Source organism: Sphingobacterium sp. G1-14 (assembly GCF_002196555.1).
Taxonomy (GTDB): domain Bacteria; phylum Bacteroidota; class Bacteroidia; order Sphingobacteriales; family Sphingobacteriaceae; genus Sphingobacterium; species Sphingobacterium siyangense.
In genome coordinates this window covers 4,616,342-4,632,154 of the sequence record NZ_CP021381.1, presented here as the reverse complement: position 1 = coordinate 4,632,154, position 15,813 = coordinate 4,616,342, and the positions used below count along the sequence as shown (strand labels likewise).

Sequence of the window (15,813 nt, the reverse complement as noted above, 5' to 3'; positions counted from 1 at the left end):
TATGCTGGTTTATAGGAGTTTTATTAGTCCTTATGAGCTCCTGCAAAAAGGAAACCGTATATAACGAAATAGATGCTTTTGCAGATATTCAAAATAAAGTTACTTTAGATAAAGGCCAGTACATACTGTCTTTTACACTTGCTTCGTATCCATATAGTAAAGTTGAAGTATATGTACACGATGATCTTGCTGTTATGTACAAACAGACCGGAGGAAAAATCTACAATGCCGTGAGTCAAAATAACAATAAGTATAGTGTGTTCTTTTCCCCTTTAGAAAAATCGAAAAAATACTATTATCAACTGATTGTTAACGACAGCAACGGGAATTCAGTACGTTCAGCAATATTTAATTTTACAACTCAACCTTAATATCCATGTATAATAAGTCTACATTATTTTGGTGTTCATTTCTTTGTGTTTTTTTTGAAAGCTTTTTATTTGTAGCCTGTTCAAAGAAGGAATACCAGGATGTACTGAAAACAGTATATGAACCTAAGGCCGAGCCCACTGAACTATATGACGAATTCACCGTCCAGCTAAAGGGTAGCGCCTTACAAAAAGGGGAAACAGGTACATGGAGTATAACAAAAGGAACTGTAGTGGAAGATTATGTGAAAATCGACGATCCTAATAACCCTAATTCGTTTTTTAGGGGAGTGCCTGGAGAGGAATATATCCTTACCTGGACGGTAAAAGGTAGTGGTAATAGTAATACGGCCACAGTCGATGTTAAAATACCCGAGTTACATATCGATATTAAAGAAAACACACCCTCATCTTTTAAGACTATACTTCATTTCGCCGTGGATCCTAAATATAAAGGTAAATGGTCTTTCGATAAAGCTTATGGTCATCTACATAGCACATACCACGACGGATGGGCTAGGCCAGTAGAAGAAAACCCTACTATTGAACTGCATGGTTATTCCAATACCAGCTATCAAGTTACCTATACGATGACTTATGCTGGGAAAAATTATCAGTTTACCAAAAAGGTACAGACTGGCGAATATCAAGAAGACGAGGCATTAAATGAATTGCAAATGGGGCGCGGTGGGCGTGTTGTTGAAGATAAGGATGGACATATTATTGAAATAAATATGCAGGCTTCAGGTATTGCACATCGTTTTAATGACCCGGGCTCTTTTCCTGCGCTTAAGGCATTTAAATATCTGAGGAAGCTTATTTTAGGTGGATCTTCATTGAAAGATGTTCCGACTATTTTCGGCGATCATTACCTTGCTCTTGAAGAACTTAGTCTGGATCGGGTAGGCTATTATCTTACCATTCCCGATAATTTTGGCAATCTGACCAAATTGAAATCATTTCACCTCACACCGATGCGAACCCCCGATTTGGGATATACCGTGGTATTGCCAAAAACTTTTGGGAACTTAAAGTCGCTCGAAACCCTTATTATGCGGTATGTCGGCGATGTAGACTTCAACGGCACGTTGGGTAAACTGGCAAACCTAAAACACCTCGATTGTTTTGTTACCCAGCTTCCTTCAGATTTTGGAAACTTGACCAAACTGGTGTCTACGGAAATTCTCGCGCAACAGGCTTATATCCCATCAAGTTTGAGTCAATGCCGTAATTTGAGGTTTGCACGTTTTAGTTTTGTTTATGCGGGATCATCACCAGTTACCTTGCCTTCGGATATCGATAATTTGACTAAGTTGGACACGCTTGAAATTTACGGAGAAAGTAGGCTTCAGCAGCTGCCACAATCTTTTGGTAACCTCAAGAGCTTAAAACAACTTTGGATTCAAGGAGAAAGCTTGCAATCTATTCCTGATAATATTGGGAACTTGTCTAATCTTAGATTCTGGTTAGTGGGCGGTAATTTTAAAACTTTACCGGCTTCGATAGGTAACCTTAAAAAATTAGAAGATCTTTGGCTATCCCCTTCTGTAGAGAAGCTTCCAGATGAGTTCGGCGGATTAAGTAGTTTATCCTATCTGAATATGGAGAATAGTAGACTGACAACTCTACCAGAAACATTCGGAAAACTTAAGAGCCTGAAGGAAATCAATGCAAGGGCATCTTCGATTACTGATTTTCCAAGCAGTTTTGGACAGTTGGACGGTCTGCTAAAACTGGATTTCAATTATAGCAAGCTCAAGAAATTTCCTGTAGAGATTTGTGCTTTGAAGGCCGTGAATAACGTTATTTTGAACGGTACAAATTTGGGTCGACTTCCCGATGAAATTTATACCATGCGTTCAGGTGTGATTTTTACGCTATATCAATGTTTGAATATGGACTATGATCAATTAAAGGAAATCACTGCGAAAAGAGATGGTCTTGTATTTTATTACTGATAAGCGGATCATGATTGCCTGTAAATATGTTAATTTTTTAAGGCATGGCCCACAGGAAGTAAACATAAAGTCCGATACCACAGGGTGCTCCAGATGAATATTTACAGAATCTTTTTGGACGGAAACAAAAGGGTATAACGTAATACTATTCAAGCTTAATGAAGTTTCAAAAATTTCTTTTCGGACGATCAATTTTGGGTAAATTCCAAAAGAATAGAATAAAATGATAAAGGAGCTGACCAATATCATGATCATCCTTTTTTTTGGAAGTATTATAAGGATAGCGAATGCGAGAAAAAAAAGAATTGTAATAACCGGAAAAACAAACGGTACTAGGCCATCAAAATTCACACAAAGCCCAAAAACTGTTAAAAATAAAATTGGTAATACGATTAGTATTATTGAAAAGTTTTATGGAGTCCAGTACTTTTTATAATACTCTAGCTGCGATTTTACATCGGGATCTTTCCCCTTTAATTTCCTATAATAACTTGTTAATATGATGCCAGACATGTCGTCAGGATGCCTTATTCCCCTTTTATTGAAATATGCGGAGAGCCTTGAACCTCCCCAGAGGCCCCAATTATTTCTCATCCACATTCCAAATCCGAAATGTGAGCCGGCCATAAACTCTGACTCTGTCATTTCTCTTATTTTATTTTTGGTGCTATCATCCCAGAACGAGTCTATTTGGACAAAACAATCGTCAAGGTTTTTCGGGATATAAATACCGGCAATTGTGTCCGCATCCATCCGCTGTCTGATTTCCTTTTTCAATTTGTTTTCCTTCAGTTTGAATGCCTTAACGAGAGAATCTTCTTTTACATAACCCGCTGAGAGTAGCTGTTTATAGTATTCCAAAATCACATCTTTTTTAAAGTTGTGGATTCCTTTATTATTTAAATATGTAAATAATGGAGATTTTCCAGTCGAAAGGAGCGAGTCAATCAATTCAAATTCACTTTTAAGTTCATTGTCGGTTAATTCACTTAACTCTACCTCATCACTATACTTGATTACGTTTTTTAGGCTATCGGAAACGTTAAGATTTAATAATGAGGCTGTTTCTTTCAGATTTCTAGGAAGGGAGTTTTGAGCAGAAGCAGAGGGCAGTGACCAAACAACTGATATAAGTGCAAGCAATATAAATCTTAGGGTGGTCATATTATTGGTGTAAAGCAGTTTTAAATTCAACTAATTAGATCTAAATAATTCTTGAACTAATTTAAGAATTTATTCTTTTCTAACAGCTGTCAACTTAGGTAACGTTGCACAAGAAATGTAATATGCTTTCAAACAGTTATAAGACTTAAGTGATCAATTTAATATTAATGAATAAGATTATAGAAAATGGCTGGCAGCCTGTTCAATATTGAACGGCCAGTGTTCAATAACGGTCAGTATTAAGAAAGAAATTCGTTCGTAGTGTATTGGCAAATAGCGTGTTAAATTTATTGGCAAACTATTTGGAATCCCCATTCAAGTACAAAATAAATAAAAGATGGTAAAGCCTATTTCCAATATGTTCGAAAAAACTTCTAAATATGTATTGATTATCCTATTCAGTTTATCATTTATGCTTACCTATGGGCAGCGTAACGAAATTATGGATAAGCCAAAAGTTGATGAGCGTATCGAGCTTCTGAGTATTGTGTTTAGACTTGCTGGCAATCAAGAGTATAGCTCAGCTATTTTTAAGCGCTACGTTGATCGAATCAATGAACACTATGGTCCTTTTAAAGAACACGAATTGATCACTTTTGTCAATAAGATTAAAAATGAAAATGGCATAGGCTACGATGCAGTGATGAGTATGGCCATACATCTTGATGATAAGTTCAATCTTAAGCAAAAAAATATCAACGAAACCCTGGACAAAAGGTGGAGTAGAGCTAATGCTCTTCAATTCGCAACACTGTTAAAGAAGTTTTACAAAGACAGTAATAGCAAAGGATTTTTTCAGGATAACCAGGCACTGTACAATGAGGTACAAAAGCGCTTTCTTCCAATTTATGAACATATTGAATTGGACTGGTACCCTAAATTCTATGGTAAGAAACCATCCGAAAAGTTTTTGATTGTGAATGGTTTGGGGAATGGCGGCGGTAACTATGGGGTAGCCATTAAAAATCCACAGGGTCTTAAGGAAGTCTACGCTATTATGGGGACATGGAGTATGGATAGTCTTGGCATGGCTGAATTTCCTTTACAGAGCTATTTACCTACATTACTTCACGAGTTTAACCACTCCTTTGTTAATTATTTATTGGAAAAAGACACGACAATTTTTAGAGACAGCGGCGAAAAATTATATAGCGTTGTAAAGGAGGAAATGAACCGGCAGGCATACGGTAGCTGGCAAACGATGTTGAACGAGGCATTGGTTCGAGCTGCGGTTATCAAATATCAAAAAGATCATAATTTCAGCTCCGAAGAGATTTCAAAGGAAACCAATGGACAGCTAGATAGGGGATTTCTTTGGATTGAGAAACTTGTTGATGAACTTGAACACTTTGATCGTCAGCGAGACTTATATCCTACTTTAGAAAGCTATATGCCTGTACTTGCCAAGGTTTATCAATCCTATGCTAAAGATATTTCTTCTTTAGATGCGGCTTTTGAAGAAAGAAGACCAAAAATCATTTCTTTTGAGGGAATTCAGGATGGACAAACCAATGTCAACAACACCTTAAGGGAGCTGAAGATAAATTTCGACAGGCCCTTATTGGGACAGGGACGGTCATTTAGGGGAGTTTCCAAAGAAGGTTTTCCGCTGATAAAAGGACATCGTTATTCTTCAGATAAGAAATCTGTTATCATTGATTGGGAGTTAGAACCAAACAAAAACTATGAAATTATCATTACAGGAAATGCATTCCGTACTGCAGATGGGATACCGATGAAAGACCATTATCTAAAATTTAGTACAAAGTAATTTACTGTAATGGACAATATTTGACCATATACATAATCAATTGTGGCAAAGGTAACTCACATTATCGTTGTGAGAGTTAAATAGGTTCATTCCATTGAGGTATACCGACAAACATATCATTTACAAATTTTTCTGTATACCGCTGCATTCCAGCTTCCTCCTTATCAAAGTAGGTCTTTATTTTTGAGCATACTTTAGGGTTGTAGCATAACTTGACGCGGAAATTTTCGATCCATTCGGCCCGTATAACAATCGTAATTAATTTTTTTTTGTCTCTGGACAAGCCGATTACGGTAATATCTTTGCACATCCCAGCATACCAATCGATAATATACACTTTGGTGCCCGGGCTAAACTGTTTAGAGCCTTTGTGGGTTTCCATTTTCCCTTCACCATAACTAATTTCCTGTTTGATATTAGCTACTAATGTCCATAATGGTATAGGTTCTAAATGATCCATATTTATTCAGCGCTATTTTAATTAAAATATTTTCGCAACTAGCTTCATGATATCGCTTTACTGGTTTTTGAATTTACAAAACAGGATGTAAGAAATAGAACTGCATATATAACGCATTGCATCTCGTTGGTAGTCCGATATCAAGTTCGCTAATGAACATTAGTTATATCGATCCGTTAAACTATCATAAGTGAGATAGGGATGAAGGCCTTATTAATTATAGAAATGGATAAGACATTTAGGGATTCATTTCCGTTTGGATACGAAAAATCCTCCCTATGATCTCATCAATTGCCTTTATTTCTTGATTGGGACAATCGAAACAGCATAACCACCGCCTGCGGCACAATGTTGAACGATCGTATCCTTTTTCGTTACTCTTGTAGTTTTTATTGTATACGCTTGTGGTTTTGTCTTATAGTTTGCGTCTGACGCATCAGCATAAATAGTTGCCAAATAGGTCTTTCCTTCATCCAGAAAATCAAATTTTATCTTCGATGTTCTGCTGGAATTTCCATTTACACTTCCTAAAAACCATTTTTCTGTATTTTTTTCTTTACGGGCAACGGTAATATATTGACCAGGTTCAGCCTCTAAATATTTACTGTCATCCCAATCCAGCCCGACATCTTTAATAAATTGAAAAGCATCTGGAAAACGATCATAATTTTCCGGAAAATCTGCTGCCATCTGCAAAGGGCTATACATTGTTACATATAGCGCCAATTGGTTGGCCAACGTACTATTCACATGGGCACCATTGGCGAGGTTCATTTCAAAAATACCAGGGGTATAATCCATTGGACCGCCAATAAGTCTTGTAAAAGGCAAGATAGTTACATGATTAGGCTTTATGCCACCGAATGCATGGTATTCTGTACCTCTAGCAGATTCATTGCCTATCAAATTTGGCCAGGTACGTGCTACACCCGTCGGACGTACAGCTTCGTGCTGATTAACCATAATTTGGTAGGAAGCTGCTTTTTCTACAGCATACTGAAAATGGTTATTTGTCCATTGGCTATAGTGGTGTTCACCCAATGGAAGAATATTTCCTACATACCCACTTTTTACAGCATCATAACCCAATTGGTTCATCAGCCTATAGGCTGTATCGATATGTCGCTCATAGTTGCGGATAGATCCGGATGTCTCATGATGCATAATCAGTTTCACACCTTTGGCGTGTGCATAATCGTTTAATCCTTTGAGATCAAAATCAGGATAAGGCGTGACAAAATCAAAGACATAATCTTTATCATTACCAAACCAATCTTCCCATCCGATATTCCATCCTTCAACCAAAACACCCTCAAAACCATGCTTCGCAGCAAAATCTATATACTTTTTAACGTTTGCTGTTGTCGCGCCATGGGTACCATTTGGTTTTGCCTTACTGAAATCTGTTATTCCCAACTGGACAGACGGAAATTCATTTGTATAGGACCAACTACTCTTACCGGAAATCATTTCCCACCACACGCCTACATATTTTGTAGGCTTTATCCAGGAAGTATTTTGTATTTTGCTTGGCTCATTCAAATTATAGGTCATCTTAGACGCCAATATATCTCTTGCATCATCACTTACGATAATTGTTCTCCAAGGTGAGGTAGCGGGTGCTTGCATTTTACCCTTATCGCCATGTGAATCTGGTGTAAGCCAAGATTCAAAAACAAAATTTTTGTCATCCAAATTGAGGTGCATCGTCGAATAATTCAGACAGCTTGCTTCATGTAAATTGATGTAAACACCTTCATTGGTTTTTAGCATCAACGAGGTCTGTACCCCCGTTGGCGAGAAGGAGGTTTGAGAGACGTTTCCACCTTCGTAAGCGCTTCCCATCAAACCCCTTATTTCAGATAGTTTAGATGTGGTATAATTATATTCCTGGGTGTCATAATCGCCAGGAATCCAATAAGCAGTATGGTCACCAGTCATGGCAAACTGGCTATGTTCCTCTTTAATAGTGAAGTAATTTAGGTTTTTCTGCAGTGGAAATTCATACCGAAAACCGAGACCATCATCAAATAAGCGAAAACGGATAATAATTTGGCGCTCTGTTTGTTTTTGGTTTAATGTGACAGCGAGTTCATTATAATGGTTTCTTACATTTTTAGTTTCTCCCCATACCGGTTGCCATGTTTCATCGAAAGTGCTGGTCTTTGAATCGGAGATTTCAAAATTGCTATAAAGCGAGCTCTTCTTTTTTATCTGGGTTTCACCATCCGTTTGTCCCCTTAAATGTAATTCTTCATCCGGTTTGAGCTTGAGTTCCAATCCCAGATTGCTGGTCTTGATTACCACGTTGTTTTTAAACTTTAATTCGTAGGTTGGCGTACCTTCTTTTGTCAATCCAAAGGCCAGTTCAAATCTTCCATTGGGCGATTTTATCTGTTGCCCCCGTGCTACGATCCCGTTAGAGCAAAAGACGACAAATAAAAGAAAAATTGATTTTTTCATCATTTCTATTTTAGCATATATATTAAAATTCAGTATTGTTATGAGCTTTGGATTACTTCGTCAATCGCAAAACTGTTACACCATGGGGTGGAATATTTTCAAAATAGGAACTCATTGTCCCCAGGTCTTCATGTTTCCATAAATCCCTTACCCGCCAATGGCTGCCAGATAAATCTGTAAAATTCAATCCTCTGGTTTGATAGTTACTCTCTCTATTAAAAAGGGCTATGACCCAATCACCATTGGTCAACTGACCTTTCCAGATTTGGCTTTTTGGATCTTTCGGATCGTTGGTTAAGGGTTTTCCGACAAATCCATCTTCTCTTAAAGCAAGTAGTTCCCTATTTTGGTAAAGCCAAAGATTTTTACCGATGGAATTATAACGGTCTCCAACTGTGACAGCGCCGCGAGAAATGAAGCAGGCTGAGATTACACTCTTCTTTTCATGATCATTTGAAAAAGTATTGATCCGAAGAAAATCAGCATCCAGTATCATCTTTCCTCTGCCTGAAATGTTAGACCAATAGGTCAGACCATCCATGCCATTTGCATATTGTGACCATCCAACACGTTTGATTCCACGTTCATTGTCGCTCCATCGCCACCATTTGCCATCTCCAACATCGTCGTTGACGCGGATCATGTGTCCGTATTTTTGCTCTACCTGCGCATCATTATAGAGATGTGGCATCACCAGACATAAGAAAATTCCATTTTTATCGCAGGCTTCACGCATCCACCGAAGAGCTTTCTCGTAGTACGCCGCCGGACGTACTGGACCTACTGTCCCCATATTCCTATCTTTTCCATCTTCAAACCAGGAAAGAAAATCTACGCGTAGATAGCGCACACCCATATCCGCATAGTATTGAATATATCCTTTGACATATTCTTCGGCTCCCGGTTTGTCAACTTGTACCCATTTAAACCAGGTGGCCTGTTCATCTTCTTTCATGATGCTGGAAAGGGGAATATTCGTTCCTTTAATTTTTACACCAGCATCAGCGGCCAATTTGATTACCCATAGGGGGTTGTTGTATATTCCCAAAGTCATCCCTCTACCTTTCAGGTTATCGGACCACCAGGCGTAGTCGTGCTTCCATTTGGACGAGTGGGTAGTACGATAACCATCGGCGTTGTATTTAAAGTCGTCGCCCCAGCCGTCGATACAGACCATCTTGTAACCAAAAGATTTTAGGTTGTTGTCAATCCAGTTGATATTCTTTTCCCATTCATCTTCAGGAATATAACCATCCGTTTCGAAGTTATATTCGTAAGGGCTCCAATATAGTGGGCCGACGAACGGATTTTGCAAACTGTCTGGATGAATTATCTTTGTGGTTATATCATTTGAAGGAGTTTTTGAACATGCTGTCATAAACAGCATGTTCAAAAATACAAGTGGTGTAGCGAGTTGATGAAATCGTCTCATATGGCCTAATTTTTGACAATTGAAATTGTTTCGTAAAGCTGGTTGAAGGTAATTTTATACGTTCCAGCTTCGGTAATTTTCCATTTGTTGTCGATTTTACCCTCAGCGATAATTATTGCATCTTTTCCTGTTGTTCCTTCTCCATTGGTTGGTGGCATGAAGAAATCTCCGTCCCAGCTTCCGGTTGCGGTTGGGATCTTAAATTCGCCCACTTTTAATGAGCCTGTATAAGTAAACTCATAAGGGTTTCCTGCTGTAGGCACCATTGGTGTTGGATTATCTATTGTCCAGCCAGAAGGCACAGCGTCCCCTACGAGCCATATCTGCTTGTACGGGGTAAAAGGTTTGATCGTTATAAATGGGGTTGCACTGATATTAAGCAGAATCTTGTAAGCGCCAGCAGTTGCGATGTTCCATTTATAATCAGGGTTTCCACCCGGAACCAGCTGAACACCAGTTTCGGAAAGTTTTGGATGGTTTGCTAAAGGCATAAAGAAATCTGTCCCCCAATTTCCTGTCGCTACAGGGATTTTAAAGTCACCAGCATTCAATACTTCATTAAACTTAAACTGAAAGGCGTTGGTCGGATCTTTCTTCATTGCATTTGGGTTTTCAATATTCCAGCCATTTGGCGTAGCATCGCCCACCACCCATAGGGATGCATACGCCGCACCGACCGGACCAGGAACAACCTGTATGCTGATTGTTTTCGATGTAGTTGACAGCGTTTTTGACGGAATTAGTCCGAGCACCGTAATATCCAGTTTGGACTCTATATTGACCGTCATCTTCAATTTTTCAACTAGTATAGCGTTCAATTCACCCTGGGTAAACCGTTTGCTTATCGCTCCAGAGGCGACTGCTACACTATCCCGTTGCTCACCGTTAGCCAGGATTATTTTATAAGAGATCATTGAGTTTGAAAATGCCGGCCACGAAACCGTAAGCGCATCCTCAGACGGCTTACTCGGATTAATGACCACTTTATCAGCAGATGCTGTAATATCCGTAATTTCGAATGGCAGTGGAGTAGGTGCATCCAGTTCTTTCGAACAGGACTGCACCATTATTAAACATACGCCCCATAGCAGGATATTTCCAAGTTGCTTTGAAGCCGACAATCTTATATTCCAATTAAATTTCATAACTTTCAAAAGGTTTTATACTTACTAAAACTGATTAGTATCCGGGATTCTGTTGCAATGACGGAGTTAGTGTGAAAACACTCTGACCAATAGGATAAATTTTAGTATGATCACTATTATCAGGTTCTTTATCCCACCATTTTCCAGAATTGAATTTACCCCAACGAATTAAATCGGTTCGGCGTCTTCCTTCGACCAGGAACTCACGACCCCATTCATCGATCATTTCCTGATCGCTCAATTGCTGTCCCGACTCCAGGTACAGGCTGTTTGAGCCAGTTGGATAGTTACGCTTACGCACCGCATTCAACAATTTTGCGGCGGATCCTTTATCGCCGGTTCTATATTTACATTCAGCTAGTGAATAATAAATTTCAGCAAGTCTAATCTCTGCAAATGCCGAAGAAATGGTATTTGGATCCTTAGAAGGATATATCGGATATTTCGCAACCCATAAGCCAGAGTTGTCATCTGCATGGTTCATATTGGATTCTTTATCTGCGATCTTTGTTCCCGGAGGGGTATCTTTAAACCATCCCACCTGATCACGGGCAAAGATGGTATATCCTCGGTTGCTTTTGACCAATTTTGTCGGATCGCTATAATAGGGGAGGTAACCGAACAAAAACATACCTTCTCTTTTACTATTGCCAAGATTTTTATATTTCTTTAATCGAAGATCATCTGGATAGCGCTGAAATTTGATAAAGGGCTTACCGAGGGCAAAATTATACTCGACACTGTCCACATCCCGTCCTGGCTGAAGGGCATAGCGGGTATTCATATTTCCGAAATCGGTAAAGCCGAAGAAATTTTGAGCCTGATGCGGTGCCATCCACCAATACATATCCGAACTATAATGCCAGTGTGTGCGGGCCAAAGTTGCAGGGAATCCGTAGATAACTTCACTTGAATTTGCGTTATCGTAATCAAAAGGTTTTGACCATATCGTTTCCAATTGGTAATTGCCATATTTTCCGTCTATGATATCCTGACATACCGCAGCACATTCAGCATATTTGCTTTGACCCGTATAAACTTCAGCATTCAGATAAAGTCTGGCCAATAAGGCTGCGGCTCCGCCTTTTGTCCATCTACCAATACCCGTTGTGCCGAGATCCTGACGGAGTGGCAATCCGGGAATAGCATCTTTCAGCTCTTTTTCAATAAAGGCGAAGGTTTCAGCAGGTGTCGCTTGCGGCGGAGTTGCAGTTTCACCCTTTACTTTTGTTACCAGTGGAATATTCCGGTATAAATCAAAAGCCCGTAGGTTGAACCAGGCCCGGAGTGTCTTCAGCTCAGCCACAAAGTCGGCCTTTTCCGCTTCAGTGATCTGAACTTTTTGGATATCCACCTTTTCGATATCCTCAAGCGAGTTTGTAGCTAAACTGATACCCTGAAAAAGAGCTTTCCACATATCACTGGTATAATCATCCTGAACTGTCCAGGTATGGTAATGAGCCCGTTGGTATTTGCCTCCATCAAACCAGTCGCCATCCCTATTTGGGGTCATCAATTGGTCGGCAGGGAGTTCCTGCGCGTAAAATAGACCACCACCCTGAATCGACCAAAAGGCATGTTCAAACGGTCTCAAAAAATCACGGATCACATCTTCTCTTTTCTGTAAGAAATTGTCAGAAGTAATTTTATCATATAAGGTTTCGTCAAGCTTGGTACAGCTTGCGCTTCCCAAAATTAGGGTGCTAATGGAAAGGGGAATTATATAACGTAATGAAAATTTCATCTCTTTGTTGTGTTTAATCGTTAGAATTTAACCTGTAAGCCTGCTAGGAATTGTGCCGTCGATGGATAGTAAGACAAGGAAGTATTTATACCGGGTGTCAGTCCATTAACGGATATTGCTTCAGGATCACCTGTTGTAAACTTGGTGAAAGTATATAGATTGCGTGCTACGGCATACACCCGGATCGAACTGATTTGCTTGACAGGAGGTTTGATATTATAACCAATCGTAATATTGTCGATTTTTACAAAATCACCTTTCTCCAAGAAGTAATCCGAAAGAGTAGAATAGGTCTCTGCATTGGTCAACGCAGCATATTTGCCATTTCCATAAGCCGATTTGAGCACGTTCGCACCAGATTGCGTAACTGGGGTTCCCAAATAAAAAGCGGTCGTGTTAAAGAGGTCGTATTTAAATGAACCTCGTAAAAATACCGAAAGATCGAAGTTTTTGTAGGTAAAGTTCTGTCCCAAACTGGCGGTAAACAATGGTAATCCATTGCCTACAAAACGTTTATCTTCTTCCTTTGCTGTGTTTCCGGGTATAATATTGTTGTCCTTATCATACACCATCAAACGTCCAGTGGCGTCGATACCGGCAGATTCGTACATATAGAAACTGCCGATTCTCCGTCCTTCTTCCAAACGTTGAGCTGGTCCGGGAGACCCCGGCGAAGGCATATAGGACATGAATTGAAAGTTTTGCCCCTTATAAATGTCATTTGAAAAGGAAACGAATTTATTGCTATTTGATGCTCCAGCGAAACTTACCGAATATGAAAAATCTTTCTGGGTGAGGATTTTAGCATTCAATTGCACTTCCAGGCCCGAATTTTTCATAGTACCTACATTGGCAAAGGTTGTTGTTAACACGAATGGTGGAACCGGAACGTTATAGGAGCCTAGTAGATCTTTGTTGGTACGTACATAATAATTGATACTACCACTTATTTTTCGTTGGAAAAGATCAAAATCGACGCCGAAATTTAAGTTCTGTGCTTTTTCCCAACGAAGGTCATAGTTGGTATTCTGACTGGGACCCCAAACTTGGTACGATGCCCCGTTAAATGCAAAATAACCATAACCTTGATAAGTATCTAACGAAAGGTAACTGCCAAAGTCCTGATTACCCGTCTCACCGTAATCTGCTCGAAGTTTCAGGTCATTGATCCAAGAAGCTTTCGGAAAGAAATCCTCTTCCATAATTCGCCAGCCTAAGGAGAGCGCGGGGAAATAACCCCATTTGTTCAGTCTTCCAAATTTAGAAGAGCCTTCATAGCGCAAACTTGCCGATGCATAATATTTATTTGCCAAATCATAATTTACTCTTCCAAAAAAAGCGATCAGTTTCGCATCATTTTTATATGAACCAACCGATCTGAATGTGTAATCACCCGGCTGTGGATTGGTAGGAATAGGGACGTCATATTGACCTGAGCCCAGATTGTTATACGTCAGTACATCGGATGGGAAATTTTGGTTACCCGCATTCATTCCTGAATACAGAAAATAATTATATGCATATCCTCCTAATACGTTAATATTATGTCTTCCGAAACTTTGTTTGTAGTTTCCTGTCCATTCAAATACATACTGGTCACTTTTTTTATAATTTCTTCCTGCTGAATTTCTACCACTATTTCCATTAATCGCGCCTGTATTGTAGGACGGTGTAAAATTGAAATCAAAAAAATCAGAAGATTGTTGTGCCAACGTTACCTGTGTAGACAAGTTTTCCAAAATGTTAAGTTTAAAAGCTGCATTCCAGTCCAGGTACTTGCCCTCGGTTCCATCCAATACCGTGCGAAGTTCTTCAACAGGATTATAAGCACCAGAAAAACCCGTATTGATATAATTGAATAAGTTTGGATTTTTTGCATCCATCACCGGCAATGTCGGATTTAGTGTCAAACTTTGATTGAATGCATTATAACTGGCATTATTTGCTTTAAGGAACCTGGGCGCAATGGTTACAGTGGCTGTATACAGGTTATTGGCCGAGGTATGGGACAGATTCAACCGCGCCCCGTATTCTTTCTTGTCTGAACGTAAGTCCAATCCATGAGCATTGCGCAGGTCAAATGAGACGATATAATTGGTTTGTCTGTTTCCACCAGCTAACTGAAGCGTATTTTTTTGATTAAAGGCGAATTTGCGCGATACTTCGTTAAACCAATTGGTATTTCCTCCAAAATCCGTTCCTCGGTTGTGTTTTAAAAAATCTTCGGCACTGAGAACCTGGATACGGTTATTCGGTAAGTCAAAACTCGCATATCCATCATAAAATGCGTAAGGCTCAGATGTGCCTTTTTTTGTTGTGATAATAATTACGCCATTGCTCCCACGTGTTCCATAGATAGCAGAAGCTGCACCTCCTTTGAGTATATCGATTGATTCAATATCGTTTTGATTTAAGTTGTCAACATTTCCCCCAGGAACACCATTAACCACATAAAGCGGTCCAAGTCCGGCGTTGCGGGAAGACACACCACGTAGTTGCAGACTGGGAGAGGAATTCGGATCTGACTGGCCAGTGTTTACTACACTGAGTCCCGCTACCTTGCCAGCAAGAGCATTAAGTACGCCATTTCCACCAAATACGTTGAGATCCTTACCGTTTAGATGTGTAATGGCGCTGGTTACTTCTTTTTTATCTAGGGTTCCGTAGCCAACTACTACAACGTCCGCTAATCTTTCTTCATTTGTTTCAAGCGTTAGATTATAGACAGTGGCGTTATCAATATTCTTTTCCAATTTTTTATAGCCTAGAAAACTTATCTGTAATTTATCCCCGACATTTACTGCGGATAGTGAAAATCTTCCTTCGTCATCTGTTTTAGTAGCTTTTGGTTTTCCGGATACGGTAATAGAAACACCGGCCATTGGTTTACCTGTCACATCAAGAATTTTCCCTTGAATGTTTTTTTCTTGAGCTTGTACCCATGTCATTATCAGTATCCACATAAACACAGTTAATAGATACTTTAAAGACGAGCACTGTCTTAAATAGATTACCCTCATAAATTGGTTGTTTAAAATTTTTAAATTATCCCTTTTTTGCTGCTTAGGTATTTTCTAAAACAGCCATTGGTTACAGTTCCAAATCTAGAGAAACCAAATCCCAGGAAAAAGATCGTAAACGCAAAATATAAGTCTGGTGAATGTTTAAGTATTTGATTATTAGCTGTTATATCTATATTTTTCTTTAGAAAAATATAGATATAACAGCAGTAAATTAGGTAGGGAAATAACATTTAGCGTACCGAATAATCTAAATTTAACACGCAGTACGATATGTAATACAGCGAA

10 protein-coding genes are annotated in these 15,813 nt (G+C 39.2%); 3 read left to right on the top strand and 7 right to left on the bottom strand.

Going from position 1 to position 15,813, the window contains the following annotated elements; translation table 11 throughout:
- Nucleotides 1–32: 32 nt before the first annotated feature.
- Together CBM24_RS19995 and CBM24_RS19990 are read left to right on the top strand one after the other, a co-directional pair.
- Entirely contained in the window at nucleotides 33–371 is a 339-nt protein-coding gene (locus CBM24_RS19995; protein WP_070566777.1) for a hypothetical protein, read from the top strand.
- A 5-nt stretch (nucleotides 372–376) separates the two neighbouring features.
- Nucleotides 377–2,326, top strand: a complete 1,950-nt coding sequence (locus CBM24_RS19990) for a hypothetical protein (protein ID WP_088162448.1) — start codon at nucleotides 377–379, stop codon at nucleotides 2,324–2,326.
- A 411-nt stretch (nucleotides 2,327–2,737) separates the two neighbouring features.
- Here CBM24_RS19990 and CBM24_RS19980 read toward each other — a convergent pair whose 3' ends face one another.
- On the bottom strand, nucleotides 2,738–3,520 hold the full coding sequence (locus tag CBM24_RS19980) for a DUF6794 domain-containing protein (protein ID WP_157698544.1): 783 nt from the start codon (nucleotides 3,518–3,520) through the stop codon (nucleotides 2,738–2,740).
- A gap of 307 nt (nucleotides 3,521–3,827) precedes the next feature.
- On the opposite strand from CBM24_RS19980, the gene CBM24_RS19975 reads away from it, so the two are divergent.
- Nucleotides 3,828–5,261, top strand: a complete 1,434-nt coding sequence (locus CBM24_RS19975; RefSeq protein ID WP_088162445.1) for a DUF4932 domain-containing protein — start codon at nucleotides 3,828–3,830, stop codon at nucleotides 5,259–5,261.
- Nucleotides 5,262–5,337: 76 nt separating this feature from the next.
- On the opposite strand, the gene CBM24_RS19970 is transcribed toward CBM24_RS19975, so the two are convergent.
- The 6 genes from CBM24_RS19970 to CBM24_RS19945 form a co-directional block, all read right to left on the bottom strand.
- On the bottom strand, nucleotides 5,338–5,721 hold the full coding sequence (locus tag CBM24_RS19970; protein ID WP_088162444.1) for a hypothetical protein: 384 nt from the start codon (nucleotides 5,719–5,721) through the stop codon (nucleotides 5,338–5,340).
- A 297-nt stretch (nucleotides 5,722–6,018) separates the two neighbouring features.
- Nucleotides 6,019–8,187 (bottom strand): glycoside hydrolase family 97 protein, encoded by a 2,169-nt coding sequence (locus CBM24_RS19965; protein ID WP_232475584.1) that lies wholly within the window; start codon nucleotides 8,185–8,187, stop codon nucleotides 6,019–6,021.
- 49 nt (nucleotides 8,188–8,236) lie between these two features.
- A complete protein-coding gene (locus CBM24_RS19960) occupies nucleotides 8,237–9,616 on the bottom strand; it encodes a DUF5116 domain-containing protein (protein ID WP_157698543.1) in 1,380 nt (459 codons plus the stop codon).
- A 5-nt stretch (nucleotides 9,617–9,621) separates the two neighbouring features.
- Nucleotides 9,622–10,761: a SusF/SusE family outer membrane protein gene (locus tag CBM24_RS19955; RefSeq protein WP_070566766.1), complete on the bottom strand. Its 1,140-nt coding sequence runs from the start codon at nucleotides 10,759–10,761 to the stop codon at nucleotides 9,622–9,624.
- A 34-nt stretch (nucleotides 10,762–10,795) separates the two neighbouring features.
- Nucleotides 10,796–12,505: a RagB/SusD family nutrient uptake outer membrane protein gene (locus CBM24_RS19950; RefSeq protein WP_070566764.1), complete on the bottom strand. Its 1,710-nt coding sequence runs from the start codon at nucleotides 12,503–12,505 to the stop codon at nucleotides 10,796–10,798.
- A gap of 20 nt (nucleotides 12,506–12,525) precedes the next feature.
- The gene (locus CBM24_RS19945) at nucleotides 12,526–15,468 is read right to left on the bottom strand and encodes a SusC/RagA family TonB-linked outer membrane protein (protein WP_070566761.1); all 2,943 of its coding nucleotides are present in this window, start codon (nucleotides 15,466–15,468) and stop codon (nucleotides 12,526–12,528) included.
- Nucleotides 15,469–15,813 lie beyond the last annotated feature (345 nt).

What these genes read in the sequence shown, in the direction of transcription:
- CBM24_RS19995 (WP_070566777.1), top strand. Translation starts at nt 33, where the DNA reads ATGAGCTCCTGCAAAAAGGAAACCGTATATAACGAAATAGATGCTTTT.
- CBM24_RS19990 (WP_088162448.1), top strand. Translation starts at nt 377, where the DNA reads ATGTATAATAAGTCTACATTATTTTGGTGTTCATTTCTTTGTGTTTTT.
- CBM24_RS19975 (WP_088162445.1), top strand. Translation starts at nt 3,828, where the DNA reads ATGGTAAAGCCTATTTCCAATATGTTCGAAAAAACTTCTAAATATGTA.
- CBM24_RS19970 (WP_088162444.1), bottom strand. Translation starts at nt 5,721, where the DNA reads ATGGATCATTTAGAACCTATACCATTATGGACATTAGTAGCTAATATC.
- CBM24_RS19965 (WP_232475584.1), bottom strand. Translation starts at nt 8,187, where the DNA reads ATGATGAAAAAATCAATTTTTCTTTTATTTGTCGTCTTTTGCTCTAAC.
- CBM24_RS19960 (WP_157698543.1), bottom strand. Translation starts at nt 9,616, where the DNA reads ATGAGACGATTTCATCAACTCGCTACACCACTTGTATTTTTGAACATG.
- CBM24_RS19955 (WP_070566766.1), bottom strand. Translation starts at nt 10,761, where the DNA reads ATGAAATTTAATTGGAATATAAGATTGTCGGCTTCAAAGCAACTTGGA.
- CBM24_RS19950 (WP_070566764.1), bottom strand. Translation starts at nt 12,505, where the DNA reads ATGAAATTTTCATTACGTTATATAATTCCCCTTTCCATTAGCACCCTA.
- CBM24_RS19945 (WP_070566761.1), bottom strand. Translation starts at nt 15,468, where the DNA reads ATGTGGATACTGATAATGACATGGGTACAAGCTCAAGAAAAAAACATT.